The 25,891-nt window shown below is 59.9% G+C and carries 22 protein-coding genes and 1 pseudogene; 13 read left to right on the plus strand and 10 right to left on the minus strand.

Annotation, left to right across the window (positions count from 1 at the left end):
* Window positions 1-179 precede the first annotated feature (179 nt).
* A pseudogene (locus FHT29_RS06240) lies at window positions 180-1,087 on the plus strand (LysR family transcriptional regulator).
* Between the two features lie 116 nt (window positions 1,088-1,203).
* Here the strand turns inward: FHT29_RS06240 and FHT29_RS06245 are convergent.
* Entirely contained in the window at window positions 1,204-3,090 is a 1,887-nt protein-coding gene (locus FHT29_RS06245; RefSeq protein ID WP_047638347.1) for an MFS transporter, read from the minus strand.
* Between the two features lie 348 nt (window positions 3,091-3,438).
* Complete coding sequence (locus tag FHT29_RS06250; RefSeq protein ID WP_168599377.1) at window positions 3,439-4,038, minus strand: cation diffusion facilitator family transporter; 600 nt, start codon at window positions 4,036-4,038, stop codon at window positions 3,439-3,441.
* Between the two features lie 354 nt (window positions 4,039-4,392).
* On the opposite strand from FHT29_RS06250, the gene FHT29_RS06255 reads away from it, so the two are divergent.
* The 3 genes from FHT29_RS06255 to FHT29_RS06265 are packed head-to-tail and all read left to right on the plus strand — an operon-like array spanning window position 4,393 to window position 6,047.
* Window positions 4,393-4,710: a hypothetical protein gene (locus FHT29_RS06255; protein ID WP_246703001.1), complete on the plus strand. Its 318-nt coding sequence runs from the start codon at window positions 4,393-4,395 to the stop codon at window positions 4,708-4,710.
* Window positions 4,711-5,505: a class I SAM-dependent methyltransferase gene (locus FHT29_RS06260; RefSeq protein WP_168599378.1), complete on the plus strand. Its 795-nt coding sequence runs from the start codon at window positions 4,711-4,713 to the stop codon at window positions 5,503-5,505.
* Window positions 5,505-6,047 (plus strand): AAA family ATPase, encoded by a 543-nt coding sequence (locus FHT29_RS06265; protein ID WP_168599379.1) that lies wholly within the window; start codon window positions 5,505-5,507, stop codon window positions 6,045-6,047. Before FHT29_RS06260 ends, FHT29_RS06265 begins: the two co-directional genes overlap by 1 nt.
* A 66-nt stretch (window positions 6,048-6,113) precedes the next feature.
* Here FHT29_RS06265 and FHT29_RS06270 read toward each other — a convergent pair whose 3' ends face one another.
* On the minus strand, window positions 6,114-7,319 hold the full coding sequence (locus tag FHT29_RS06270; RefSeq protein WP_047558883.1) for an MFS transporter: 1,206 nt from the start codon (window positions 7,317-7,319) through the stop codon (window positions 6,114-6,116).
* 412 nt (window positions 7,320-7,731) lie between these two features.
* Between FHT29_RS06270 and FHT29_RS06275 the strand changes: the two genes are divergently transcribed.
* The 6 genes from FHT29_RS06275 to FHT29_RS06300 all read left to right on the plus strand — a co-directional run bounded on the left by FHT29_RS06275 (window position 7,732) and on the right by FHT29_RS06300 (window position 13,543).
* Complete coding sequence (locus tag FHT29_RS06275) at window positions 7,732-9,291, plus strand: B12-binding domain-containing radical SAM protein (RefSeq protein ID WP_047558781.1); 1,560 nt, start codon at window positions 7,732-7,734, stop codon at window positions 9,289-9,291.
* 467 nt (window positions 9,292-9,758) lie between these two features.
* On the plus strand, window positions 9,759-10,001 hold the full coding sequence (locus FHT29_RS06280) for a DUF1127 domain-containing protein (RefSeq protein WP_037193322.1): 243 nt from the start codon (window positions 9,759-9,761) through the stop codon (window positions 9,999-10,001).
* A 209-nt stretch (window positions 10,002-10,210) separates the two neighbouring features.
* Entirely contained in the window at window positions 10,211-10,885 is a 675-nt protein-coding gene (locus FHT29_RS06285; RefSeq protein ID WP_037192883.1) for a response regulator transcription factor, read from the plus strand.
* Complete coding sequence (locus FHT29_RS06290) at window positions 10,882-12,237, plus strand: HAMP domain-containing sensor histidine kinase (protein WP_168599380.1); 1,356 nt, start codon at window positions 10,882-10,884, stop codon at window positions 12,235-12,237. The genes FHT29_RS06285 and FHT29_RS06290 overlap by 4 nt, the downstream gene beginning before the upstream one ends.
* 98 nt (window positions 12,238-12,335) lie before the next feature.
* Complete coding sequence (locus FHT29_RS06295; RefSeq protein ID WP_168599381.1) at window positions 12,336-12,926, plus strand: phospholipid methyltransferase; 591 nt, start codon at window positions 12,336-12,338, stop codon at window positions 12,924-12,926.
* Window positions 12,923-13,543: a VTT domain-containing protein gene (locus tag FHT29_RS06300; protein ID WP_168599382.1), complete on the plus strand. Its 621-nt coding sequence runs from the start codon at window positions 12,923-12,925 to the stop codon at window positions 13,541-13,543. The genes FHT29_RS06295 and FHT29_RS06300 overlap by 4 nt, the downstream gene beginning before the upstream one ends.
* Window positions 13,544-13,616: 73 nt before the next feature.
* Here FHT29_RS06300 and FHT29_RS06305 read toward each other — a convergent pair whose 3' ends face one another.
* Complete coding sequence (locus FHT29_RS06305; protein WP_168599383.1) at window positions 13,617-14,648, minus strand: class I SAM-dependent methyltransferase; 1,032 nt, start codon at window positions 14,646-14,648, stop codon at window positions 13,617-13,619.
* 204 nt (window positions 14,649-14,852) lie between these two features.
* Here FHT29_RS06305 and FHT29_RS06310 point away from each other — a divergent pair, with 204 nt between their 5' ends.
* Window positions 14,853-16,841 carry a bifunctional diguanylate cyclase/phosphodiesterase gene (locus FHT29_RS06310; protein ID WP_234903852.1) on the plus strand — a complete coding sequence of 663 codons (1,989 nt, stop codon included), beginning with the start codon at window positions 14,853-14,855 and terminating at the stop codon, window positions 16,839-16,841.
* A 40-nt stretch (window positions 16,842-16,881) separates the two neighbouring features.
* Window positions 16,882-17,268: an ester cyclase gene (locus FHT29_RS06315; protein WP_047638353.1), complete on the plus strand. Its 387-nt coding sequence runs from the start codon at window positions 16,882-16,884 to the stop codon at window positions 17,266-17,268.
* On the opposite strand, the gene FHT29_RS06320 is transcribed toward FHT29_RS06315, so the two are convergent.
* From FHT29_RS06320 to FHT29_RS06340, 5 genes are all read right to left on the minus strand, one after another.
* Complete coding sequence (locus FHT29_RS06320) at window positions 17,263-18,477, minus strand: MFS transporter (protein ID WP_168599384.1); 1,215 nt, start codon at window positions 18,475-18,477, stop codon at window positions 17,263-17,265. The two genes, FHT29_RS06315 and FHT29_RS06320, sit on opposite strands and share 6 nt — an antisense overlap.
* 122 nt (window positions 18,478-18,599) lie before the next feature.
* Complete coding sequence (locus tag FHT29_RS06325) at window positions 18,600-20,927, minus strand: cation:proton antiporter (RefSeq protein ID WP_168599385.1); 2,328 nt, start codon at window positions 20,925-20,927, stop codon at window positions 18,600-18,602.
* A 161-nt stretch (window positions 20,928-21,088) separates the two neighbouring features.
* Window positions 21,089-22,294: a 3-oxoadipyl-CoA thiolase gene (pcaF, locus tag FHT29_RS06330; protein WP_047638354.1), complete on the minus strand. Its 1,206-nt coding sequence runs from the start codon at window positions 22,292-22,294 to the stop codon at window positions 21,089-21,091.
* Complete coding sequence (locus tag FHT29_RS06335; RefSeq protein ID WP_047558896.1) at window positions 22,294-23,064, minus strand: CoA-transferase subunit beta; 771 nt, start codon at window positions 23,062-23,064, stop codon at window positions 22,294-22,296. The genes pcaF and FHT29_RS06335 overlap by 1 nt, the downstream gene beginning before the upstream one ends.
* Before the next feature lie 10 nt (window positions 23,065-23,074).
* The gene (locus tag FHT29_RS06340) at window positions 23,075-23,935 is read right to left on the minus strand and encodes a CoA transferase subunit A (RefSeq protein ID WP_168599386.1); all 861 of its coding nucleotides are present in this window, start codon (window positions 23,933-23,935) and stop codon (window positions 23,075-23,077) included.
* A 131-nt stretch (window positions 23,936-24,066) separates the two neighbouring features.
* Here FHT29_RS06340 and FHT29_RS06345 point away from each other — a divergent pair, with 131 nt between their 5' ends.
* Window positions 24,067-24,822, plus strand: coding sequence for an IclR family transcriptional regulator (locus FHT29_RS06345; protein ID WP_037193288.1), 756 nt, complete (start codon window positions 24,067-24,069; stop codon window positions 24,820-24,822).
* An 88-nt stretch (window positions 24,823-24,910) separates the two neighbouring features.
* On the opposite strand, the gene FHT29_RS06350 is transcribed toward FHT29_RS06345, so the two are convergent.
* Window positions 24,911-25,798, minus strand: coding sequence for a helix-turn-helix domain-containing protein (locus tag FHT29_RS06350; protein ID WP_113108838.1), 888 nt, complete (start codon window positions 25,796-25,798; stop codon window positions 24,911-24,913).
* Window positions 25,799-25,891: the final 93 nt, after the last annotated feature.

A 25,891-nucleotide genomic window follows, 5' to 3' on the forward strand; every position in this document is an offset into this window, starting at 1 on the left:
TGTTTCTCTCGACAACAACCCGCCATGGGCGGGGCAGAGGTGAGTGATGGAGCATGTCCAATTTCCGTGTCCTCGCAGGCGGCTTGCCGGAGGAAACGCACGAGGGCCTCAAGAGCAGGGGGATTGGGCTGAAGCGCAACAACGCTCTGCTGGCACTGGGCTGCAGAGCTGTGATCGGAATCGCTTTCGATACGCGGCTTCTGACCGGCGTCGGCGTCCTCGCGGCGGTTACCGAAGCGGGAAACTTTGCGCGCGCCGCCGATATCCTCGGCCTGACGCCATCGGGCGTGAGCCGGGCGGTAGCGCGTCTGGAGGCGAGGGTCGGCGTGCGCCTCTTCGATCGCAATCCCCGCGAGGTCAGCCTTACCGAAGAGGGACGACGCTTTCACGAACGGGTCATGCCGCTCCTGACGGGGCTGGACGAGGCCGCCGCGGAGGCGGCAGGCGCGGCTGCGGTCGTAGGCGGCCGGTTACGCGTTTCGGTGGATCCATGGTTTGCGCGCATGGCGCTTGCCTCCGAGCTGCATCGGTTCCTGAGCCGCTATCCCCTGCTGTCGGTGGATTTCTCGACCAGCAACTACCGCGAGGAGATGATGGCGAGTGTCGATGTGGCGGTGCGCTTCGGGCCGCCGGACGCATCGTCTCTGATCGTGCGCAAGCTGCTGGAAACCCGCGTCGTGACGGTTGCTTCGCCGGCCTATCTTGAAAGGCAGGGCGAACCGCGCTCGCCGCACGATCTTGCCCATCACGAGGCGCTTCTCTTTCGCGATCCGCAAACCGGCCTTCCCTTCCCTTCCCTTGGGAATTCCAGCGAGGAGACGAGTTGGTTGAGATCAGGCTGCGCAGTCGCCTGGTGTTGGACGACCCTTCGGTTGCCATTTCCGCATGCCTGGCGGGCAACGGCATTTTTCAAAGTCTCGCGATTGGCCTGGCGCCCTTCCTGTCACGGGGCGAACTCGTGCCGATCCTGTCTGAATGGTCGGAAGAGCTCTTTCCGCTCTATGCCTATCACCCCTCCCGCCATCTTCCGCCGGCGAAGGTCAGGGCTTTTCTGGATTTCGTCCAGGAAGTGGCTGCCGGATTGTAATCCTTTCCAGCATGCGAGGGCGTCGTTCGCAGACTCGCTTCATACCGCAATTGAACCGGCGAGGAAGGCCCGACTTGGGGTGGAGGTCGGGCCTTCTTTTATTGCTCTCCGTGCCGCTACTTGATGGCGTTGAGATCGACGCCCTTGCTTTCGCGGATGAAGATAACGCCGATGACCAAGGTCATCGCGGCGATCGCGATCGGATACCACAGCCCATAGTAGATATCGCCCTTGGCCGCGCTCATCGCAAAGACCGTTGCCGGAAGCAGGCCGCCGAACCAGCCGTTGCCTATATGATAGGGCAAGGACATGCCGGTATAGCGGATGCGGGTCGGGAACATCTCCACCAGGATTGCGGCGATCGGGCCGTAGACCATGGTCACGTAGATGACGAGAACGGTCAGAATGGCGATGGTCAGAGGCCAGTTGATTGCCGAGGGATCGGCGACCATCTTGAAGGCACCGCCATTGGGTACGGTGTAGACCGGCATCTCGGTTGCGCCGGCGGCCTGGTCCGCTGTTAGAAGCTTCGCCTTGACGAGATCGGCAACGGGCGTGACGGTCTTGTCGCCAGCCCGAACCGTTGCCGCATTGAGCCCGAGTTCGGGGTTTGCGGCAATGAAGCCATCGAGCTTGGCATCCGGCACCTTGGCGGGATCGCGTGCCAGCGGGAAACCGGCCTTCTGCAAGGCAAGGTTCATATCGTGTGCGAATGAGGCGCTCTTGGCCGTCGCACCGGTCCCGGCTGCGGTGGCATCATAAGATGTCACGGTCGCGTCACCGATCTTGATGGTTGCGGGTTGCCCGGCCGGCCCATCGGCAACCGTGTAGGGAACCGATGATTTCGACAGGAAAGACGTGGCGATATCGCACGAATTGTTGAATTTGGCAGTGCCGACCGGATTGAACTGGAAGGTGCAATCGCCGGGGGCGGCCGTCACGACGGCGCGGATGGTTTGTTCAGCCTGGGCGAGCGCCGGGTTTGCCGCGTGGGTCAATGCCTTGAACAGCGGGAAATAGGTGAGGATTGCCAGGGCAAGACCTGCCATGATGATCGGCTTGCGGCCGATCTTGTCGGACAGCCAGCCAAAGAACACGAAGAAGCCGCTGCCGATCAGAAGCGCTATGGCGATCATGATGTTGACCGACTGACCGTCGACCTTCAGCACGTTCTGCAGGAAGAACAGCGAATAGAACTGGCCCGCATACCATACGACAGCCTGACCGGCGGTGAGGCCGAACAGGGCAAGCAAGGCAATCCGGGCGTTCTTCCATTGTCCGAAGGCTTCCGACAGCGGCGCCTTGGAGCCCTTGCCCTCTTCTTTCATCTTCTTGAAGGCTGGCGATTCACTGAGGGATAGCCGGATCCAGACCGAAATACCGAGAAGGATAAAGGACAGGATGAAGGGAATGCGCCAGCCCCAGGCAGCAAACGCATCCTTGCCGAGCCAATTCTGCACCACCAGGATCACGATGAGCGACAGGAAGAGCCCGAGCGTTGCCGTGGTCTGGATCCATGATGTGTAAAAGCCGCGCCGGTCATTGGGTGCATGTTCGGCGACATAGGTCGCCGCACCACCATATTCGCCGCCGAGCGCCAGGCCCTGCAGCATGCGCAGCGCAATCAGAATGACCGGGGCGGCGACACCCCAGCTGGCCGAGCCCGGCAGGATACCGACCAGGAAGGTCGAGAGGCCCATGATGAGGATGGTGACCAGGAAGGTGTATTTGCGGCCGACGAGATCGCCGATCCGCCCGAAGACCAAGGCACCGAACGGCCTGACGAGGAACCCTGCGGCGAAAGCGAGCAAGGCAAAGATGTTGCGGGTTGCCTCCGGATAGTCACTGAAGAAGGCGGCGCCGATGAAGGCGGCCAAGGATCCATAGAGATAGAAGTCGTACCATTCAAACACTGTGCCGAGCGAAGAGGCAAAGATGACCTTCTTCTCTTCCCTGGTCATGCCTCCTCGACCAGTCGTCTCAGCCACGGATGTGGTTGCCATTACTCAATCCTCCCAATTGCACCAGGGACACAGTCAAAAGACCCGTCTCATGTCCCCCACGATGACATTCCGCAGGACCTTCCAGCCGGCTCGCGGCGGAAAGTCGCGCCAGTGGGTGCTCTCCGGATTTCCTCCCCCAGGAGAGCACGCACCTGATGCATTTGCGAGTGTTGGCTAAAAATTGAAAATTGCAATGCCTGCAACCGCAGTCGCTTATGGAAAACTGTGCGTAAGGCATCAGGAAACGCGCGGAATTGTGTAGCAAATGCCGTCAACCCGCCCAGAGACTATGAGATTGCCGGGATCGCGCCTGGAGCGGTCATCTGCAGGTTTTACGCATACGCCCCATTATGGGACCAGGTCGGCGGCTTTGTGTTCTTCCCGCGCCGCTTCCCAGACTTCACGGGCGGCATCAGCGTTCATGATTGCAATGCCGATCCCGACAACGACGTCAGGCCACACCGACAATGTATAGGCTGTGACAAGGCCTGTAAGGATGATTGCGACATTGGCGAAAGCGTCATTGCGGGCGGATAGAAAAGCTGCTCGCGTGAGGCTTCCACTATGGCTGCGAAATCGTGCCAGCATGAAGGCGCATGACAGATTGACGAGCAGCGCCCCGCCGCCTGTCATCGACAAGGCGAACGGCTCAGGCGGCACCGGCGTATTGAACTTGCTCCACAGCGCCCACACCATCGCGAGGGCTGGAATAAGAAGGATACCGGCAAGCGCCATGCCGACCTTAGCCCGAGCTTTGAGGGACCAGCCCATTGCAAGAACAATCAGCAGATTGACCGAAGCGTCTTCGAGAAAATCGACGCTATCAGCAAACAACGAAACCGACCCAATTTTGAGTGCGACGGCGAACTCTACCCCGAAATATCCGAGGTTAAGAAGAGCAACGATAAGGACGGTGCGTCGGAGTCCGGCGTCAAAGGTTTCGGTCATAGGGCTCCCTGCCAACCAGATCGTTCTTTATGGCGATTTGCTGTCGGACATACGAGGCCGAATTTGGAGAAGCTAACCCAAGTGCATCACGCCGCCGTTTAGGGTAGGGGGTCAAAGCTCCTCTTGCAACTTTGCCATGAATACTTCAGCTGTGCTTTTATACCCGAGGCATTTTCCCGGCTGATCGTTGAGATGGCGGGCAAGGTGTAGCAGGGTCGGGATAGCATCGAACGGCAACATTCGCTCAAATCGCAAAATGGCGGGCTTTCGGCGAGCCCCGATTTTGGGCTTATTCAACAATATCCGCCAATAGCGGATCGTTTCAGCATGGCGAACCAAAAGGAGTCAGCTGCAATGAGGCGCCTGCGCATCTATGCTACCCCGGATGGCGAGTCGCATTTCGACGAAGTCGAATTGCCGACGACGAGGTCGGCGCACCCCGTTGCCGTGCCGTTCGAGGTTTCGGCCAGTCGTCAGGCGTCCCGTGTCCGCCTCACCCGCATCCCAGCGGGCATGGGCGAGGTTGCTTGGCATACGGCTCCAGATCCGGTGCTTACAGTCAGGCCGGATGGTTCGGTTGAATACGAGACGAGCGACGGAGAGGTGCGGCTCGGCGGCTACCTCGAACGGCCTCCACCGGCGACCATCAGGAATTTCGGTTTGGAGGGATAGGTGATGGCTGAAGAAGCAGCGTTGAATTTCGCAGATTTCTATGATGCCGAGCTTGCTCGCCACAACGCGCATTTTCGGGTCGCCGCCGCGGTTGGGCGGTCTGATAGTGTGCTCGATATCGGTTGCGGCGCCGGACAAACCACACGTGACGCCGCCCGCGCTGCTGAGACAGGACGAGCACACGGAATCGACCTGTCCGTCACGATGCTGGAGATTGCCCGCCGGCGCAGCGCCGAGGAGGGGTTACCCAATGCTACGTTCGAAGTGGCGGATGCACAGAACCATTTCTTCGCAGAAGGGGAATTCGACCTTTGCATCAGTCGATTTGGCGTCATGTTCTTCGCCGATCCGGCGGCGGCTTTCGCCAACATCGCCAACGCCGTAAGACCGGGCGGGCGTTTCGTCTTCATGGTCTGGCAGGGCGGAGACCGCAATGAGTGGGCCACGGCTATACATGAGGCGCTTAACCCGAATTCAACTCGTCCGGTTGCGGCCAGCAAAGCCTTTTCGCTGAGCGAACCCTCCGTGACGTCGGGGCTGCTCGAAACGGCCGGGTTCACCGCCATCGAGTTTCGTGAAATCAACGAGCCTGTGTTCTACGGTCCGAATCCTGAGACCGCATTGGCGACTGTTCAGACATTTGAAAATGTCGAGAAGGCTCTCAATCCTCCCGTCGAGACGGCCGAAATACGGGCGCGGCTGCTCGATATGCTCGAGGCGCACCGGACGCCCCACGGAATTCAGTTCGATTCGCGCGCATGGCTGATCACCGGTTGCCGGAACGGCGGCAGGTAATGGGCATCAAAAACTATTTGATTGAAGGCGTTTCCGGCACCGGCAAAACCACGGTGGCTGAAGAACTGCAACGGCGCGGCTACCACGTCATCCACGGTGACCGGGAGTTATCCTATCTAGGCGATCCCGAGACTGGTGAACCCCTGGATGGGCTTGTCCACGAGACCGTGACGGACAGTGCCAGATGGGGGCACGAGCACCATATTTGGGATGTAGGCAAGGTCGAATCCATGATCGCTGATCAACGCAACGCGATCTCCTTCTTCTGCGGCGGCTCTAGAAATTTCACCCGCTTTATCGATTTGTTTGATGGGGTCTTCGTCCTCGATGTCGATCTCGACACCTTGAACCGGCGGCTTGTCCAAAGACCAGAAGACGAGTTTGGCGGAAAGCCGGGCGAACGGGAGCTGATTGCGCGATTGCATGTAACGAAAGAGGATATTCCGGCGTGCGGTGTCATAATCGACGCCACAGCGCCGCTCGACGTCGTTGTCGACGAGATTCTCTCGAAATGCGGAGAGGCGGACCAAGGGGCCTGCTAGGCTCGGCGGCGCGCCGTTCCCGCGTGCATTATGGTGATTTCCGCACAGCGTGAATGTCGGCCTATATCATGCGGTTTGCATCCGCAGGCGTTGCATGGGCGGGAAGGCAAGGGCAATGGCCGCCGCGCCCAGTCCCACCATGGACGAGCCGATGAAGAGCCAGGAATAGTTGGCGAACGTATCGAATATCCAGCCGCCGATCAGCGGCCCGGCGGCCATGCCGATGCTCGATAACATCGAGGCGGCGCCGAAGACCGTTCCAATGACACGCTGCCCGAAATATTCCCGCGCCAGCACCGCATAAAGCGGCATGACGCCGCCATAAGCGCTTCCGAAGATCACCGCCAGCGCATAGAACTGGCCGAGTTCGCTGACCAGAAGGTAGGTGGCGAGTGCTGCCGCCTGCACCAGAAGGCCGGCGACCAGAACCGGCTTGACGCCCAGCCGGTCGGCGAGCGTGCCGTAAAGGAGGCGGCCACCGAGACCCGCCAGCCCTTCGACGCTGTAGATGCTGACGGCGGCCATCGGCGTCACGCCGCAGATCGTCGCATAGCTGACCATGTGGAAGATCGGGCCGGAATGAGCCGCGCAACAGGCAAAGAAGGTTGCCCCAAGGACGATGAACTGCGGCGAGCGGAAGATCCGGCCGAGCGGCAGGCTTTTTTCCTCCGTCGGTCCTCCCTCGGAGCCGGCGCCGGCGTCTGCAGGCACAGGTGCGCTTTGCACCAGCAGCGCGGCCGGTATCAGCAGCGCCCATGCCATGATGCCGATCACCATCATGGCAAAGCGCCAGTCATAGGCCGAAATGAGATAGCGGGCGAAGGGCGATACGGTCATCGGCGCGACGCCCATGCCGGCAGACACCAGCGATACGGCGAGGCCTCTGCCCTCCTCGAACCACGCGGTCGTTGCTGCCATCATGGGGGCGAAAAAGGCGCTGGCGGCAAGACCGACCAGAATGCCGTAGGTCAGCTGGAACTGAAGAAGCGAGCCGGCTCTGCTTGCCAATACGAGCGCAAGCCCGAGCAGCAGCGCCCCGACGAGGACGACGATCCGCACCCCGAAGCGATCGCTTGCGGCACCCCAGGCAAAGGCACCCAACCCCATGACAAGGAAGTTCAGCGTCATCGCAGCGGCGATACCGGCATGCGACCAGCCTGTGTCGGCGGCGATCGGCACCTGAAAGATCGCCAAGGAAAACATCGCGCCGAGTGCGACGCAGCTCATCAGTGCACCGGCGCCGACGATCACCCAACGATAGGAGGAATTCATCTCTCGCAACTCCTTCAGCTCGACCCGCGACGTCAAGGATCTCACATTTATCCCTCGCGTCACCTTTGGAATAAAGACGGTCGAGCCTTGGCGATTTCGACATTGCCGTACTGGAATTCTTTCAATTGGCGAGCGGAGTGGGATTTGGAGGGTTCAGGCGAGGAGCGCGCAGTGACGAAATCCCTTAAAATATGCCGATCCTCGGACCAATGGCAGCCAAAAAACGTGGCCCGTCGCCGTTGGCATGTCGCCGAGAAATTAATCCTGAGCTCATATAGGACTGCTAATACTACCGTCTTAATGCCGAAAGAACCTGCTTTCCACGCCCAAGGCAACCGAAGGCAGCTGCGAATGACATACGGCCCTAGTGCATACCGAACCGGATCTTCAAAATCGTGGAGCGGACCATTCAATGGCTCATATCGTCATCATCAATCCGCGTTTCGAAACCTCTTATTGGGGCATGGAACACGCTCTGCCGCTGTTTGATGTGAAGGCCAACCTTCCGGTGGCCTGCCTGCCTCTCTTGGCAGCACTGACGCCTGCGGAGCATACCATCACCTTGGTGGACGAGAATATCGAACCGATCGACTACGGCCTGTGCGAGAGGGCTGATATCGTCGCGCTGACGGGGATGATCGTCCAGCGTTTCCGCATGACGGAGATCCTGACCGAGCTTAAACGACGCAATTGCTTCACCGTCGTCGGCGGGCCTTGGGTTACGGTCAAGGAGGACTATTTCGGCAATCTCGTCGATGTCTCCTTCATCGGCGAGGCCGAGGAGACCTGGCCGAGGTTCCTGCTCGAATGGCAGCAAGGCTCTCATGCGCGACGCTACGAACAGACCGACAAGACGGATATGAGCACGGTGCCGGTGCCGCGCTTCGATTTGCTGAAAATGGATGAGTATGCCGTCGGCAGCATCCAGTTCTCGCGCGGCTGTCCCTTTACCTGCGATTTCTGCGACATCATCGTCGTTTTCGGGCGCAAGCCGCGCATCAAGACCAGCGCCCAGGTCATCGCCGAAATGGAGGCTTTGCTGGCGTCCGGCATGGATACGGCCTTTATCGTCGACGACAATCTGATCGGCAACAAGAAGGCGATCAAGGAGGTCTTGCGTGATGTCGTCGCCTGGCAGGAGCGACATCACTATCCGATGACGTTTCTGACCGAAGCGTCGATCGATCTGGCCGATGACGCGGAGCTGATGCAGCTGATGGTCGACGCCAATATCCGGGTGGTCTTCATCGGCGTCGAGACGCCGAACGAGGAGGCATTGCGCGAAACCAAGAAGCTGCAGAACCTGCGCAAGGGCGGAACGATGCTGGACAAGATCCACGCCGTTCAGCAGACAGGCATGGAAGTCTGGTGCGGCATGATCCTCGGCTTCGACAGTGACGATGCAACGATTTTCGATGCGCAGCGCGTCTTCATCAAAGATGCGCGCATCGTCAACGCCATGATCGGCATGCTCGCCGCTATTCCGAAGACGCCGCTCTACGCGCGCCTTGCCAAGGAGGGGCGGCTCGATCACGACGATCCGCCTGCCTTCGGCACGAATGTCATTCCCCTCAATCTCTCCCGCGAAACGCTGCGGGATGGATATCTGTCCGTCTTGAGCGACCTGCATGAGCCGGGCGCCTATTTCGACCGCCTGGATGCGCTCTACATCGATGCCCGCATCGAGCCGGAAAGTACCCGCTTACGTCATCTGCGTCGTCATCCGCTGCGCCTGCTTGCTCTCAACGCAACATGGGCGCTGGAGGCAATCGGCATCTTCATCAGATTGATGCGGCGGGTGAAGGAGGCGGACCTGCGCGCCACTTACCGGCGGCGGCTTCTCAAGCTGCTGTGGCATCGCCGCTCTCCGGTGATCCTGCAGATCTATGCGATCAAGTGCGCGATGCATTACCATGCTCATATCATGGTTCAGCAGATGCGCACCGGCGGCGGTATCGTCAATTCGTTCTAGCGGAACCTGGAGATCAAAGATTCCCGATCTGAAGACTGCCATCGCTTCATGATCTCCAGTTACATTAATTAGCCGACTAAATAATTAATGTTCTATCTGTTGCATCGATGCAACAGATAGAGCCGGATGCCTGCAATTCGAAATTGTGGGGTTGCCGATTTGAACATCTTGCGTATGATACACTTATCCGCAAATCAAACAGAGGAGGCGTCAAATGCATCATATGCGAATGTTTACTTACGTCTCTGGCGGATTGATCTCGATGGCCTCGGTGTGTGCAGCACCAATGGCACGACGATCACTTATTTAAAGCCGTAAAAAGCTTTATCTGCCGCCCCTTAGGCGTTTTCCCATTAAACCGATGTGACTTGCTGACGGAATGATTCGGCGCGTTTTCCGCGCGCCTGCTCCTCAAGCTGGTCGAGCTTCAAGAGGACCTGGCCGTACGATCACGCCAGGAAAAGACAATGACGCAATCACAATTATTAGTTGCCGATAACTTAACGGCGACGGTCAACGAACTGTATCAGAAATTCGGCGCATGGAGAACCGCGCGTGCCTTGTTGCTTGTCGCCTGGAGGCAGAGGCAAACACGCATGCAGGTTGCCGAGCTTTCGAATTCCCAGCTTCGCGACATAGGCCTTCCCGAGCGAGAGGATAGTCTGGGCCATCCCAATTTCCTGCCGCTGCATCTGCGCCGCTTCGGTTAGACCTGAACCGCAGGCGAGGCTATGCCGAGAAGGTCATTGAACGAGACCGTGCATCGCGGCTTACCGAGAACCATGCGGGGGAGAGCTATCTGCACTTCCCCGCATGGACCAGCTTTGCATCGCACCCGTTTGTGTCCGCCAAGTACCGGTCGCAATGTTCCTGCAATGCGCCTATGCAATTGCATTGATTTCTGCGCAGGGGTGGAGCATTGCGGATTCTGTTGCTTGAGGACGAGCCTGAAATGGCGTCGGCGCTGTGTGCTGCTTTGGGAGCCCGCGATGCCGTTGTCGATCATATGTCGACGCTGGGCGATGCGGAGGAGGCAGCAAGAAACATTCTTTACGATGTCGTCCTGCTCGACCGTCAGCTCCCGGATGGAGACGGCCTTTCGCTCATTCCCAAACTTCGTGCGAGCGGTATCAGTGCACCCGTGATCGTACTGACGGCACGCGGCCAACTCGACGACCGCATCGACGGCCTCGATATTGGCGCTGACGATTATCTCGTCAAGCCTTTCGCGATTGAAGAACTCCTGGCACGCTTGCGTGCGATTATGCGCCGACCCGGTGACATCCGGGCCGACGTGGTGAGCCTCGGCCGGATGTCCTACGATTTCGGATGCCATGAAGCGCAGGTCGATGGCCGCCGGCTCGAACTGCCGCGCCGGGAACTGCTTGTGTTCGAGGCGCTGGCACGCCGCATCGGTCGCACGGTTCCGCGGCATATGCTCGAAGAGGCCGTTTATGGTTTCATCGATGATATCCAGTCCAACACGCTCGATGCGCATATTTCCCGTCTGCGTCGAAAGCTCGCCGCCGTTGGCGCAGGCCTTGAGATCCATCCCGTTCGAGGCATCGGCTATCTCATGAAGCAGACGTCATGAGCCTCCGTCAGCCTTCATTGCGATGGCAGCTGGTTTGGCGCCTTTCCTCGCTTCAGGCGGTCTTTTTGACCGTGCTTGCGATCCTCATCGTTGCCGCGCTCTGGGTGACTGGAAGCTTTGTCTCGCTCCAGCCGGAAGACGAGACAATCGACGCAATCGCACAGTCCATTGTACGAGGAGAGAACGGCGCTTTAACGCTCAGCCAGACATCGGCGCTGGCCGCGCGGCGCGCCGAACTGCCGGGTCTCTGGTTCGTCGTAAGGGATCGCAGCGGTGCGACGATCGCCGCCGGTGTCGTACCGCAGGCCTATGCGAGCATCGGCGGTGCGCTTGATGGCATCGGCCAGGCGCGCTTCGGCAGCAATCTTGGAGGAAACCTCGTGCCCGCCGCCCGGCTCCAATGGGTGCACTCTCCGGTCGGCGAGGTGCAAATCCTGACAGGCGTCGATGGCAGCGTGTCGACGTCCCGCGTTATTGCATCGGCCAGCATCGTGTTTTTCAGCGCTCTCCTGCCGCTGCTCGTCGTCACCGCGATCGCCACTCTCGTCGCGGCGCCGCTCGTGGTTCGTCGGGCATTCTCCTCGCTCGACAGTGCCGTGGCACGTGCGGAGGAAATCGATATCAATCGTCAGGGGACGCGCCTGCCGGACGAAGACGTTCCAAGAGAGATTTTACCGCTCGTCGGCGCCGTCAACGATGCGCTTGCCCGGCTGGACGAAGGCTATGAACGGCAGAAGCGCCTCTTTGCCCATCTTGCCCATGAGTGGCGCACTCCCCTTGCAATCCTGCAGGCGCGGTTGGACGGTCTGCCGCCAAGCCCGCTGAAGGAACGCCTCTTCGAGGATACGGTCCGGCTTGCGACGCTTGCCGAACAGTTTCTCGATCTGCAGCGTCTCAATTATCGGTTCGAGCCGACTTTGATCAACCTCGTGGATGTCGCGCGGCACGTCGTCTCCGAATTGGCGCCGCTTGCCATTGCCGCCAATTACGAACCTTGCTTCCAGGCAGACGAAGATGCGGTCGAAATATTCGGCGATCGCGTGGCGCTCGAACGCGCCGTCACTAACCTTGTGCAGAATGCGATCCACCACGGGGGCCGGCGCGGCGGCATAACGGTGCATGTCGGCCGCGCGACCGGCATCACCGTGACTGACGAAGGCCGGGGTGTTCCGGCGGATGAACGGTGCCGCATCTTCGAGCCGTTTCATCGCCTGGAGAGTCGCGGCAAGGGGTTTGGCCTCGGTCTCAATCTCGTTCAGGAAATCGCCCTGCTACACGGGGGAGAGGTCTACGTCATGGAAGGTCCCAGAGGCGGCGCAGTCTTCAGGCTGAGTTTCCCCTTGGCCGAATAGGGCGGGGTGCCAGGTTCTCGGTGCAATGTTCTTGCAATTGGATGCGCCTAGACGGTGTTCGGAAAGGCCGAATCTCTCGGTCACGCAGGCGGAATCTCATGTCCAATACATCGCTGTTCCTACGAACGCTGTTATCCAACCCGCGGATGGTCGGTGCCATGCTACCGTCAGGCGCGATGCTGGCTGATCTCATCACGAATGAGGTGGATCCTTCCGATGGCCCCGTTCTCGAACTCGGACCCGGGACCGGCGTCTTTACGGAGGCCCTGCTCGCTCGCGGCGTACATCAGAAGGACCTGACGCTGGTGGAGTTCGCCTCCGACTTTGCCGGCATGCTTCGAGTGCGGTTCCCTGAAGCTCACGTTCTCTGCGCGAATGCGGCAAGGCTCGGCGCGCACAACTTGCCCGAGGACGTGTTGTTCGGATGCGCAATCAGCGGACTGCCGCTCTTGAACATGTCGCCAAAAGCGGTCGTCGCAATTCTGACTGGCGTCTTGTCCCGACTACGCGAAGGCGGCGCTCTGTATCAGTTTACCTACGGGGTTCGCTGTCCTGTTTCGTACCGGTTGCTCGACCGGTTCGGTTTCAAGGCAACGCTGCATGGCCAGGTCTTGCGCAACTTTCCGCCCGCTAGGGTCTATAAAATCATCAGGCGCAGGCCGCCAAGACTATCGGTGGCTCCAAGATGAACGACCCATCCCAACTCTCCAATTTCATGCCCGCTCTGGCCGGGTGGGGGCTGCTTGGTCTCGCGCTATGTTCAACGATGGAAAAGCTCGTGCCTATCATACCGTCCGGCGGCATGTTCATCATGCTCGGAATATACGGTGTGCCTGCCTTGCCCATTTTGCCGTGGGCAATCGCCATCACCGCAGCCGGATCAACCGCGGGTTCACTGTTCTGGTACGGGCTGGGACGATGGTTCGGGCCCGATCGCGGCGACGCTCTTGCTCTGCGCGCGGGGAGCCTTCTACGCGTCCGGAGCGAACGATACTGGCAGCTTAAGGATCGGTATCGTCGTCACCGATTCTGGCTGACCCTTGCCAGTCAGACTCTCCCCGCTGTCAGGGTCTATGCGGCATTTCCCGCCGGGGTTCTCGCCATGCCATCAACCGGCTTCATCATCGCGACCTTTATGGGCGCCGCTTTTTGGAATGGGCCGTTCTTGCTGTCGGGTTACCTGCTGCGCGAATACGGGTTCGATCGGGAAACAGCGATACTTGCGACACCAGCCGCAATTTTCCTGGCCCATCCCCTGCTATTCCTGGCATCTCGCCTGTGTCGACTAATCCACAAAGCGGCCTAGCCCACACATTGACCGAATGACTTGGAACCTTCGGCGCGCAAGCCTGGGGTTGTCATTCAAAGAATCGGGCGTTCTACACGGTCAGGACCGCGTAGATGACGCCGCCGTTTTCGCCGCGCGTGACGGAACTATCGGCAAGCGGGTGCTTGAGCTTGTCGATGATCGCCAAGATGTCTCTTTCGGTTCGCCATATAAGCGGCCAGTTCATGAAGGTTTCCATATAACCTTCAACGCCGATGTCTTTTGCGAAGTTCGCGAGAAGAAACTTGCCGCCGGGTTTCAGCATCTGCAAGCAGCGTTCCGTCAGCTTCACGGCAACGTTTTCCGCCAGATAGTCGTAGAGCCCGGCCGCGTAGATGAAGTCGAATGTTCCGAGCTTCTGCGCCCGGCCGAGGATCGTGCGAACGGAGCCGTTGATCGCCTCGACACGGCTTCCGTGGTAGTTCGAGCTGACGGTCCCGACGCTGATGGGATCCTGATCGAGCGCGACCCAGCGCTTGAGCCTCTCGCTCCGCAGGGCATGGGAAAGCTCTGCCTCGCGAAGGTGCCCGGCGGCGATTGCCAGAACTTCCGCATCGCTGTTTGCGGCAGCCAGCTCATCGACATGAGCCGCAAGAATGTCACGTCTCTCGCGCACGGCCACCGCGGATGCCGCTCTTCGGGTGAAATCGTAAACTTCGGCGCCGAGCGCCGATGCTTCCTTCACCTGTGGGGCAACGGTCGGGTGCTCGTAGATGAAATCCAGCAGATAGGCGTCGCCGCTGTAACCTCGCGGCTTCTCGAATGACCATCGCGTCAGGGGATCCTGAAGCAAAAATGACGTGACGGGGTGTGTTTGTGCAAGGGATGCAAGGCGTTCCCAGACTACAGGCGTCGACTTGTTCCTCAGTGCCTGCAGCCGCTCCGTCAAGGTTTTCATGATGCCTTGAACGGGAGAATTGGCCTCGAATGCCTGCTGTGTCAGGGACAGAATAAGGGCGAGTTCGGCTTCGCCCTCTTTGAGTTGTTCGGTTGTAAGATTGTTAACCGATGATCTCGTGTGTTCCGAGATGGACTGCGTGGTAACAAGGCTATAGCCGTCGAGAGCAGTTTGAAATTGTTTCAATTTTAAATGATTCCGTGAAGACTATGCAAACCATATCGCACATAAAATTTGAGCGCTATGGTTTTGTTAATTTCGCTGGGTCAACGCTGTCGCTACCAAACGGACTAGATTGGCTGCCAGTCGTGGCGGCCGATTCGTTCCGTCGCGAGACGCAAAGGTCAAGCGGTAGACATGAGGTCTTGGCTAACTCGGGTGATGATGAGCATGCGTCGATTGTGGGGAGGAGGCGATTTTGAGCAGGGAGACGCCCGCCGGTCGAGTCCCCCCACCGGACTTCGCGCGCTCTACAAGGATTACAGCAACGAGGCGCGTCGCGCATTGGCGCGCAGCGGCCTGTGGCTTGCCGTGCCCGTTTATCTTCTTTTCGTGGTCACGGATCTGATCTTTATTCCCGACGTCTCGCACGTGACCATTCCGGCCCGATTCTTCATCGGCGGCGTCTCGCTCCTGGTTCTGGAAATCCAGTTTTCGCTTCAACGTCGCGCGGGAGAGCTGGAGGCGACCTGTGCCGCCGCCGTGGTTTTCGGCTGCATCGTGTGGCTCGTGCCTGCGCTAGGCACCTTCCACGCCGAAGCGTTCTCCTATTATGCCGCGTATGGCGCGATTTTCATGATGGGCGTCAATCTGTTCTTCAGTCTCGAATTCGGCCTTGCGATAGCGTCGTCGGGTCTGATCTTTGTCAGCTTTCTGTTGTCGCTGATCGTCTTTCACTACAGCCCCGCTTACTGCCTGGCTTTCACCACCTTTTACCTTTGCTGCTTCGTTTTCACATCCTATGTGAATTGGAAGTTGAACAAGGAGCGCTTCAACGTCTTCCTCAATGCGAGGGAGGCCGAATTGCAGCAGCGCCAGGCCACCGAGCGCGGTGAAGCCCTTCTGCGCCTGTCCATTACCGATTCCCTCACCGGCATGGAAAACCGAAGGGCCGCCGATATCCGGCTGAAGCAATTTTGGGACCGCTGGCGCGAGGAGAGGGCTGGATTTGCCGTTCTGCTCGTCGACGTCGATTTCTTCAAGAAGTACAACGACTATTATGGTCACCAGGAGGGCGATCATTGCCTCGTCACCGTTGCCAATGCATTGGCGGACATTGTTGCCCCCTTGGGCGCGACCGTCGGGCGATATGGGGGTGAAGAATTTATCGTTATCCTCGATGTGGAGCACGGTGCTGATGCATTGGGCTTGGCGGAAGCCATTTGTCGGGGGATCGAAGCCCTCGACATAGTCCATGCCCAGCGGCTCGACGGTTTTCCGCATGTAACGGTGAGCGTGGGGGCGACTGTCACGAGAGAAATCGCCAGCGCAAAGCTTGAAAACGTCATCAACGAAGCCGATCGGGCACTTTACTCTGCAAAGGCAAGCGGGCGGAACTGTGCCCGGCTGTTTGATCCGAACGAGCTTCCGGGTGGCGATGCCAGCGAAAATATCGCGGCCATACTGAAGATCGCCCTTCCGCAAAACCTCGTCTCCCTCGTCTATCAACCCATCCAGTATCTTGAGACCGGCGAGATAGGCGCTTACGAGGCCTTGATGCGCATGCAATTGCTCGATGGCTCGAGCTCTCCGCCCAGCGTCTTCATTCCCATAGCAGAGCGCACGGGAGCCATCATCGATTTGGGATATTGGGCGATCAGGACGGCATGCCGGGAGTTGCTGTCGCGTGATGTCGTCGAGACCGTGAGCATCAATGTTTCTCCGATCCAGCTGAGGGCCCCAACCTTTGCGGCGCAGGTTGCCGCCATTCTTGCCGAGACGGGCGTTTCGGGACACAGGGTTGCGTTCGAGATTACCGAAGGCGTCGATTTGGAGATACGTCCCGACGTTCTCAGCGGCATTCACGATCTCAAGAAGCTCGGCATCAAATTCTGGCTGGACGATTTCGGGACGGGATTTGCCGGTCTATCCTGGCTTCGCCTGATGGAATTCGAAACCGTCAAGATCGACAAATCGTTCCTCCACGATGCCGTAAACAGCACCGGCGCCAGGGTTCTTCTTGAGGATATCGTCGACTTGGTGCGAAATCGCGGACATAAGATCCTTATCGAAGGTGTCGAGGACGATGAACAGCTCGACCTCGTCAAATCCTTTGGTATCGATGCCGTTCAGGGATACCATATCGGGCGGCCGGCACCGCTGCTGAAGCATTCGATGGCCATGATCGCAGGCCGTCGTCGTCGGCAGCTATCCGCGTAAGTATCGATGCCGCGCCGCAGGGCCAGCGGAGGCAAGGATCATGACGAGCGCAGACCTATCTGACATTTACCGAGGCTATATTGATTGCCTGAACGAACAGGATTGGTCGAATTTGGGTCACTTCGTCCATGAGGACGTTGACTACAACGGCAGCCGCATCGGGTTGTCAGGTTATCGCGAGATGCTCAAGCGAGATTTTCGCGCCATTCCCGATCTTCATTTCGACATTCGCCTGCTGATTTGTGAACCGCCCCGGGTCGCCAGCCGTCTGCATTTCGATTGCACGCCGACAGACATGCTGTTTGGCCTGCCGGTGAACGGAAGGAAAGTGCAGTTTAGCGAAAACGTCTTCTACGAGTTCCTGGACGGACGGATCCGTCAGGTCTGGTCGATCATAGACAAGGCTGCCATCGCCGCCCAGCTATAGGGCAATTGCGCTCTTGCGTTCAAGGCGAAGGGCTATGAAGCCCGCGATGAAGGCGGCAACGCCGCTTGCGACGACAGGGCCGAAGTAACTGCCGGTGCGATCGAAAATGAAGCCCGCGGCAGTGGGGCCGATCAAGGCTGCTATGCCCACTGCCGTATAGAGATATCCGAGGACCGCGCCGATACGACGCGTGCCGAACAGATCGGCTGCGACGGCCGGATACAGGCCGACGCAGCCGCCATAGCTCATGCCGAACGTTAATGCGAACAATGCCAGCTGGATCATGCCCGTTGCCGATGCCCATAGGGCAAACGACCCGGCGACTGCAAATGTCAGCGATGCCAGCAACCGTCGGCGACCGAGGCGATCCCCGAGGCCGGCCAGAAAAAAGCGTCCGATGACATTGCCGACGCCGATAAGGCCGACAAGGGCGGTTCCGTCCTGAATCGAAAGACCCATGTCCTGGGCGGCCGCGACGATATGGACGTAAGGGATGAAGGTGCAGAAGGAGGACAGAATAAGCACGATGTAGAAAAGACAAAATCTGCTGTCGCGCCATAGTGTGAGGGCATCTGCATGGCCGTCACGGACCGAGGGCCGGCTCGTATTGTCACGCCTTTTGCGGATAAGCATTGCAGCCGGCAGGCCGAGACCGGCAAAGACACATGCGAGCGCGACGAAACATCCCCGCCAGCCGATCGATGGAAGGGCCTGGCCGACGGCAAAGGGCAGGATCAGCGTACCAAGCCCCAGACCGGCCGTGGCGATACCAGACGCCTGACTTCGTTTGCGGATAAACCAGGACTGCACAACCCCGAGGGCCGGAACATAGGACAGGCCAATCCCAAACCCGACGCCAAAGCCATACCAGATGTAAAGCGACAGAAGGGAGCCAGCGCGACTGGCCCCGATATAGCCGAGGATCATCGCCGCCAACCCCAGCACAACCAGGCTACGCGGTGACCGTCTGTCGGCAAGCGGCCCGGCAATCGCGCCCAGCGAATAGAACAGGAAAGCGGATATGGAAAAGACCAAGGCAATCTCGCCGCGGGACGCGCTGAATTCGGCAGCAAGCCCTGGGAAGGTAGTGGAGAAGGAATAGGCCGCTCCGAAGGTCACAGCCGTCAGCACATGGGTGGCGGCGACCACCTTCCATCCCTCCCGCGTATCGGCCTCTTCATATTCACGCAAGACGGCAAGTTCGGACATCATCGATCTCGATAGAATTGGGCTGTCACCCAATATGGCTTACGGCACCGCGCGGGAGAAATGAATAGCATTGATGCTCTTCATTGATTCCCTTGATCTATCCCCGCACTCTGCGCACTTGCCTATTCACGGATTGCCTGCGAGGGGGCCACGTCGGTTTCGATGAAGATGCATGACCGGTCCGCCGTTTGCAGCAGCGTATCGGCAACGCTTCCGTAGGAAAGGCTGCCGCTTGCCCGTTTGCTCACCCCGAGCACGATCAAGTTATATTGTCCGCTGCGGGCGTGGCGCAGGATCGACAGCTCCGGCGACGGTCCCTCCTGGACGACCTTCTCGACTTTGACGCCATAGTGGTCCGCAATAGAGCCGACCTTCTTCAAGATATCCCAATGGTCGTCGGGATGATCACTGATGCGCGGGATGGCTCGGGCTTGCCTTGGTTCCACGATCAGTAGCAGCGCGCAATGAGCATTCGCCGCCTTCGCGATCGCGAGCCCGAATTCGGCCGCCCTGACGGAGCGTTCCGTGCCGCTGACCGGGAGCAGGATTCGCAGATCCTGAGGTCGTTCCGAAAGCAAGCCGCGCGCCGTCACGATGGCGGAGGTTCCCGCGAACGCCGATGTCATGACCTGCAGGGAAGCGCTAAATCGGCCATCCTCCCCCATGGACGGCTCGATGCCGGTGAATAGGAGATCATGGCCTGTGCTTGAGATATCGCCAAGCACTGTGTCGAGTTCGCCATCCTTCTCTCGAACCGTGACATGGATATCGCTTTCGGACGCCGTGTCCTTGTCCGTCGGTGCCGTCGAAATGAGATCGGTTGCGCATTTCCGCAGATCATCGGCAGAGGACTTGGCCTGCGAGGTTTTCGATACGGCGGCCCTCGCATCCCTTTCGCTCCTGTCGCCGTCTGCTTCCCGCACGTCGAGAACGGTGACCGGCATCTTGCGCGTCACCGCGAAGAAGGCGGCGAGCCACGTCGCCAGACGGCTGCTTTGCGAACCGTCGATCGTGAGAAGAATGCGTTCGAAATTAGCCAGGAAACTTTCGCTCTCGAACTGCTCTCGCTGCAATCGGTCGCGCTCTTCCTCGCGCAACGGCAGGCGTTTAAGCGCCCAGCGCAGCGTCGGCGGCATGGCCATGGTGGTGATGACGGCCATGGCGACGATGACGGAGAAGAGCTTTTCGTCGAGAACGCCTACGGATAGGCCTATGGTCGCGACGATCACTTCCGTCGACCCCCGCGCATTCATGCCGCAACCGAGTGCCAGGGCTTCCGCCGCCGAATAGCCTCCGATTTTCGCGGCGGCAAAAGCGCCTCCGAATTTGCCGATACTGGCGATGACAACGACGGCGGCCGTCAGCAGCAGGATAGAGGGATCGGCGAGCACGGTCAGATCGGTCTGCAAGCCCGTCAGCCCGAAGAAGACCGGCATGAAGAGCGCCGTCGTCAGCGCGCGCAGCTGAACATCGATCTGGCGCGTGAGGATCGGCGATTCGCCGATCAGAATGCCGGCGACAAAGGCGCCGAGGACCGTGTGAACGCCGATGAGGTTGGTGATGATCGCCATCGCGCCCATGATCGCGATGATGGCGCTGAGCACCGGCAGGTCGCTGCGAAAATGGTCGTTGGTCCAGCGGATGATCTCGAATACGACCCGCCTGCCGACCGTGAAGCTGACGGCCATGAAAGCCAGCGTGCCGATGACGCTGGTTGCGAGCGTCGCGAGATCGACGGTTCCCTTCACTGCCAGACCGAACGTCACCGCGATAATGACCCAGCCCACGGTATCGTCGATGATGGCGGAGGCGACGATGAGCTGGCCGACATTGCGACGCATGAAGCCCATCTCGCGAACGACCGTGGCGACGATCTTGACGGAGGAGATCGAAAGTGCCGTTCCGAGGAACAGGGATGTCACGAGCCTTTTCTGGGGATCGGGAAGCAAGGCGTCCGGAATGAGCTCGCCCAGCGCAAAGCCCGCCGCAAAGGGGATCACGATCCCCGTCAAGGAGACACCGGCTGCGGATTTGCGCAGGCGCCTGGCCAGACTTAGGTCGGTCTCCATGCCCGCAAGCAGCAGGAGAAAGAGGATGCCGAGCTGGCCGATTGCATCCGTCATGCTCTTCTGCGCGCCGTCCGAAGGAAAAAGGCTCGCCTGCAGATGCGGGAACGCCAGACCGAATAAGGAGGGACCCAGGATGATGCCCGCGATGATCTGACCCATGATCGACGGCTGGCCGATCCGAACCATCAATTCGCCGAGCAGGCGGCCTGAAACCACCAGGACGATGATCTGAACCAGAAACAGCCCTTCGGAAGGATGGGCCGCCTTCTGGCCCTCGGCTGCGAACGCGACCTGCGCAGTCGATAGCGACAGGATGGCGGTGGTGAGAATGACGAAGGCGATCGAGAGGGGTAGCTTTGGAAATTTCTGGCGTGACTGCATGGATTGATCCCGCTGAGCAGCAGGAAAAACGCGCCAGAGTGCTTGCCGTTCCCGGCAAGGTTGATAATCGCCGCGTGCCACGAAGCAATCGACGCACGCAACCGTGGGCATAAGCTTTGATCCGCCGACCGTGGGGCGGCGGACCTTGGACAACGGGAAAATCAGACGCGTTCGAGCGCGATCGCAATCCCCTGGCCGACGCCGATGCACATGGTCGACAGCGAATAGCGGCCGCCGGTTTCCTTCAGTTCGAGGGCGGCGGTGCCGGTGATGCGGGCGCCCGACATGCCGAGCGGGTGGCCGAGCGCTATGGCGCCGCCGTTGCGATTGACGCGGGCGTCGTCATCGGCGACGCCGAGTTCGCGCAGGACAGCAAGCCCTTGCGAGGCGAAGGCCTCGTTGAGCTCGATGACGTCGAACTGCTCCTGGCGCATGCCGAGGCGCGCCATCAGCTTGCGGGAGGCAGGAATTGGGCCGATGCCCATGATGCGCGGGGGGACGCCGGCGGCGGCTCCGCCGAGAATACGGGCGATCGGTGTCAGACCGTATTTCTTCACGGCTGCTTCCGAAGCGATGATGAGGGCGGCGGCGCCATCATTGACGCCGGAGGCATTGCCGGCCGTCACGGTGCCGCCTTCCTTCTTGAAGGGCGTCCCAAGCTTGGCAAGCGCCTCGATCGTCGTGGCGCGCGGATGCTCATCCTTGCCGACGACGATCGCATCGCCCTTGCGCTGCGGGATCGTTACCGGCGTGATCTCCTTGGCAAGCCGGCCGTTTTCCTGGGCTGCTGCAGCTTTTGCCTGCGAGCGAACGGCAAAAGCGTCCTGATCCTCGCGGCTGACCTTGTAGTCCTCGGCGACGTTCTCGCCGGTTTCCGGCATGGAATCGACGCCGTATTGCTTCTTCATCAGCGGATTGATGAAGCGCCAGCCGATCGTGGTGTCATAGATCTCGGCATTGCGCGAAAAGGCGCTTTCGGCCTTGGGGATGACGAAGGGCGCGCGCGACATGCTCTCGACACCGCCGGCGATCATCAGATCGGCCTCGCCGGAGCGGATGGCGCGGGCTGCTGCGATGACGGCGTCCATGCCGGAGCCGCAAAGGCGGTTGATCGTCGTGCCGGAAACAGAAATGGGAAGGCCTGCAAGCAGAAGCGACATGCGGGCAACGTTGCGATTGTCTTCGCCGGCCTGGTTGGCGCAGCCAAAGATCACGTCGTCGACGGCTTCCCAATCGATCGAGCCATTGCGCTCGATCAACGCCTTCAGCGGCACGGCGCCGAGATCGTCGGCGCGGACGGAGGAAAGCGATCCGCCGAAGCGGCCGATCGGCGTGCGGATATAGTCACAGATAAAGGCTTCGGTCATCAGGCTGCCTCATGGGCTTTCTTGGTGCGGGCGTTGATGTCGCGCAGGACGGAAAGTTCGGTGTCGGTCGGTGGCGGCGTCTCGATCACCTCATCGGCAAACTTGATCGCCCAGCCGCAATTCTCAATGATCTGCTCGCGGGCAACGCCCTTGTGGATCGACACGACAGTCAACTCCTTGGTCACCGGATCAGGCTCGAGAATGCAGAGATCGGTAATAACCCGAGTCGGGCCTTTCGTCTTCATGCCCAAGCGTTCGCGGTGATTGCCACCTTCGCCATGGCCCATCGAGGTGATGAAGGGCAGCTTTTCGACGAAGCCGCGCTTGGAGAGCGCCATGGTGATGAAGATCTGGCCGCAATTGCTGGCTATTTCCGGTGCGCCGCCTCCGCCCGGAAGACGGACTTTGGGGTGGTCATAAGGGCCGACGACGGTGGTGTTCAGATTGGCGAATTTATCGATCTGCGCGCCGCCGAGGAAGCCTGTCGTGATGTGCCCGCCCTGCAGCCAGTAGCGGAACATCTCCGGCACCGCGACGGTGAAGAGTGCGGTGTCGCAGAGCTCGCCATCGCCGATCGACAAGGGCAGCACATCCGGCTTGGTGCCGACGGTGCCGCTCTCATAGATGAGCGTGATATCAGGCGCATGCGTCAGCCGCGCGACGTTGCAGGCAGCCGATGGCGCGCCGATGCCGACGAAGCAGACATCGTCGTTGGTCAGTGCGCGGGCGGCGGCAATGGTCATCATTTCGGTTGGCGTAAAATCGCTCATCTTGACCTCCTCACGCCGACTTGACCGGCTTCTTGCCGACATATTTGGCGAAATCCTCCGGACCGGCCTTCATCACATGCTCGTCGATCCAGGCCAGGAAGCTGTCGCGATCGCGGGCGATTTCGTCCCAGGCGATGTAGAAGGCGTTGGAACGGGCATAATAGCCCTGCGCATAGGAGGGGAATGCCCCACCGGGCACGAGAGCGACCGCGGTCAACGCCCATGTCGGCAGCACGACCGAGTTCGGCGACGGCGGGTTCAGCTCATCGACGATTTCCTCGACTGTCACGATGGAGCGCTTGGCGGCAAGCACCGCCTCTTTCTGCACGCCGACGATCCCTTCGAGCAGCACGTTGCCCTTACGGTCAGCACGCAGCGCGTGGATGATGGCGACATCCGGCCGGATAGCCGGGACGGCAGCCAGCACTTCGCCGGTGAAGGGACAGGTCACGTTTCTGATGTTCGGATTGACCTTCGGCAGGTCGGCGCCGATATAGCCGCGCAGCATCGCAAAGGGCAGGTTTGCCGCGCCCGCCTCATAAGCGTTGGCCATGGCGGCATGCGAATGCTCCTCGATCTCAAGCGGTCGCGGCCACTGGTTCTCGACGGCATCGCGGAAACGGTGCAGCGAGCCGACGCCGGGATTGCCGCCCCATGAAAATTTCATGCCGCGCGCCGCGCCGACGCCGATCAGCTGATCATAGAGAATATCCGGCGTCATGCGGACCAGATAGAGGTCTTTCTTGCCCTGTCGGATGACTTCGTGGCCGGCGGCATAGGGAATGAGATGGGTGAACCCCTCCATGGCGACCGTATCGCCATCGTGCACATTCTCTGCCACCGCCTGCGAAAGCGATAGGATTTTCGCCATAGGGCCTCCTCAACAAATGCTGTCCTGTGGGCGTCAATAAGCGCCTTTGGCCTGACATCGTCAATAAATTTGTGCGTTATTTGACATTTGTTCATATATCGCACAAAATGGTCGAAAATTTGGAGTGGATGATGCGAGAGACGGATTTCGTCAGCGGCTTTGCCAAGGGCTTGAAAGTCATCGAAGCCTTCGGGGAGACGCGGCAGCGTCTGACGATCGCCGAAGCATCGAAACTGACCGGGCTCGACCGCGCCACCGTGCGCCGCTCGCTGCTGACGCTCTCCGAGCTCGGTTATGCCGTTTACGACGGAAAATTCTTCACCCTGACGCCGAAGGTCCTGCGGCTCGGTCACGCCTATCTGGCGGCGACGCCCCTGCCGATCATTATCCAGCCTCATCTCGATCAGCTCTCCGAGCGGGCAAGCCAGAATGCCTCGGCCTCGGTGCTCGACGGCACCGAAGTCGTTTATATCGCACGCGCCTCACAGCGCCGGGTGATGTCCATCAACCTGACGCCCGGCAGCCGCCTTCCGGCCTTCTGTGCCTCGATGGGCCGCGTCCTGCTCGCCGCCCTGCCGGAAAGCGAAGCGCGCTCCGTCCTCGCGAGGACCGATCTCAGGGCGAACACGCCGAACACCAAGACCGATCCGGAAGACTTGATGGCCGAGTTTCGCCGGGTGAGGGCGCAGGGCTATGCCGTCATCGACCAGGAGCTGGAAATAGGCCTTTGCTCCATCGCCGTCCCGGTCGAAAACGATCGGGGCCAGACCGTGGCGGCCATCAATATCGGCGCCCCGGCCGCCTATGTCGCCGCCGCCGACATGGTGGAGCGCTTTCTGCCATTGCTGAAAGAAACGCAGAAGGCGTTGAGGCTGGTGCTTCCGTAACCTTCACGCTCCTCCGGGCCATCCTCGTCCTTCGAGGGTGGATGGCTGGCCATTATTTTCCGCCCATCGGCATAGGCGATTATCTTGCTCACATCCCAAGCTTTGCCCGCTCGGCAATGCGCCAGGCGCGCGGTGTCTCGCCGGTCTGTTTTACGAAGAATCTCGAGAAATAAGCGGGGTCGGCGAAGCCCAGGCGATAGCTGATTTCCTGGACGGTCGCGAAGGTGAAGACCAGCTCGCGCTTGGCTTCGTCCAGCAGCTTGCGCGTGATCAGCTCGTGGGCGCCATGGCCGGTCTTGCTGCGCACGATGCGGCTGAGATGGGCTGGCGAGATGCCGAGGCTTTCGGCATAGAAGGCGGCCGGCTTGTGCGAGCGGAAATGGCGCTGGATAAGGCCCTGCAGCATTTCCGTCCGCCGCTCGCTCTCGTCGCCGAGACTGGACCCCTCATCCGTCTTTTGGGCGATGCGCGCCGTCAGCAGGACTGCCGAGGTGAGATAGGCTTCGAGCAGATCGTTGCGGCCGTTGCGATGGCTGGCAAACTCCTCGCCGAGCCGCCGCAAGGTGCGCGCAACATAGGCGGCATCCTCATCGTTGGTATCGAGCAAGGTCAGATGCGGGTCGGCGAGCCACGACCCCAGCCGGCTGCGGTCGCCGGGGGCGGCTTTCAGGTGCGAGATCAGCACGGTGATGACGAAGCCGTCTATGTCTTTGGAGAACCGGAAGCCGTGATTGAGGCGTGGCGGCACGGTGATGATGGCGGGCGGCGTGATGGGATGGGCAATTCCATCGAAGATCGCGTCGCCCGAGCCGGCGTCTATGTACAAGATCTGAAAGAAGCTCTCGTGCCGATGTGGGCGAATCTCCCAGTGATGGAGGCTGCTGCGCGAGGGAATCGTCTCACAATGCAGCCAGAAATCCGGCTTTTGACCGGTATTTTCGCCGTAGAGCTCATAGGTCGGCACGGCCCTCGTCATGGTTCTTCTCCTCCACCATGTTCGGTTTGTGCAATTTCTTGACCGAAATGTCCATTGCGAGCCTGCCGCCAGCCGGACAGACTTAGGCAAAAG

This window comes from Rhizobium sp. SG741, from assembly GCF_012275435.1.
GTDB lineage: Bacteria > Pseudomonadota > Alphaproteobacteria > Rhizobiales > Rhizobiaceae > Rhizobium > Rhizobium lusitanum.

Coding starts and splice junctions, on each gene's coding strand:
- FHT29_RS06245 (WP_047638347.1), bottom strand. CDS start 3,090: ATGGCAACCACATCCGTGGCTGAGACGACTGGTCGAGGAGGCATGACC.
- FHT29_RS06250 (WP_168599377.1), bottom strand. CDS start 4,038: ATGACCGAAACCTTTGACGCCGGACTCCGACGCACCGTCCTTATCGTT.
- FHT29_RS06255 (WP_246703001.1), top strand. CDS start 4,393: ATGAGGCGCCTGCGCATCTATGCTACCCCGGATGGCGAGTCGCATTTC.
- FHT29_RS06265 (WP_168599379.1), top strand. CDS start 5,505: ATGGGCATCAAAAACTATTTGATTGAAGGCGTTTCCGGCACCGGCAAA.
- FHT29_RS06270 (WP_047558883.1), bottom strand. CDS start 7,319: ATGAATTCCTCCTATCGTTGGGTGATCGTCGGCGCCGGTGCACTGATG.
- FHT29_RS06275 (WP_047558781.1), top strand. CDS start 7,732: ATGGCTCATATCGTCATCATCAATCCGCGTTTCGAAACCTCTTATTGG.
- FHT29_RS06280 (WP_037193322.1), top strand. CDS start 9,759: ATGACGCAATCACAATTATTAGTTGCCGATAACTTAACGGCGACGGTC.
- FHT29_RS06290 (WP_168599380.1), top strand. CDS start 10,882: ATGAGCCTCCGTCAGCCTTCATTGCGATGGCAGCTGGTTTGGCGCCTT.
- FHT29_RS06295 (WP_168599381.1), top strand. CDS start 12,336: ATGTCCAATACATCGCTGTTCCTACGAACGCTGTTATCCAACCCGCGG.
- FHT29_RS06300 (WP_168599382.1), top strand. CDS start 12,923: ATGAACGACCCATCCCAACTCTCCAATTTCATGCCCGCTCTGGCCGGG.
- FHT29_RS06310 (WP_234903852.1), top strand. CDS start 14,853: ATGCGTCGATTGTGGGGAGGAGGCGATTTTGAGCAGGGAGACGCCCGC.
- FHT29_RS06315 (WP_047638353.1), top strand. CDS start 16,882: ATGACGAGCGCAGACCTATCTGACATTTACCGAGGCTATATTGATTGC.
- FHT29_RS06320 (WP_168599384.1), bottom strand. CDS start 18,477: ATGTCCGAACTTGCCGTCTTGCGTGAATATGAAGAGGCCGATACGCGG.
- FHT29_RS06325 (WP_168599385.1), bottom strand. CDS start 20,927: ATGCAGTCACGCCAGAAATTTCCAAAGCTACCCCTCTCGATCGCCTTC.
- pcaF (WP_047638354.1), bottom strand. CDS start 22,294: ATGACCGAAGCCTTTATCTGTGACTATATCCGCACGCCGATCGGCCGC.
- FHT29_RS06335 (WP_047558896.1), bottom strand. CDS start 23,064: ATGAGCGATTTTACGCCAACCGAAATGATGACCATTGCCGCCGCCCGC.
- FHT29_RS06340 (WP_168599386.1), bottom strand. CDS start 23,935: ATGGCGAAAATCCTATCGCTTTCGCAGGCGGTGGCAGAGAATGTGCAC.
- FHT29_RS06345 (WP_037193288.1), top strand. CDS start 24,067: ATGCGAGAGACGGATTTCGTCAGCGGCTTTGCCAAGGGCTTGAAAGTC.
- FHT29_RS06350 (WP_113108838.1), bottom strand. CDS start 25,798: ATGACGAGGGCCGTGCCGACCTATGAGCTCTACGGCGAAAATACCGGT.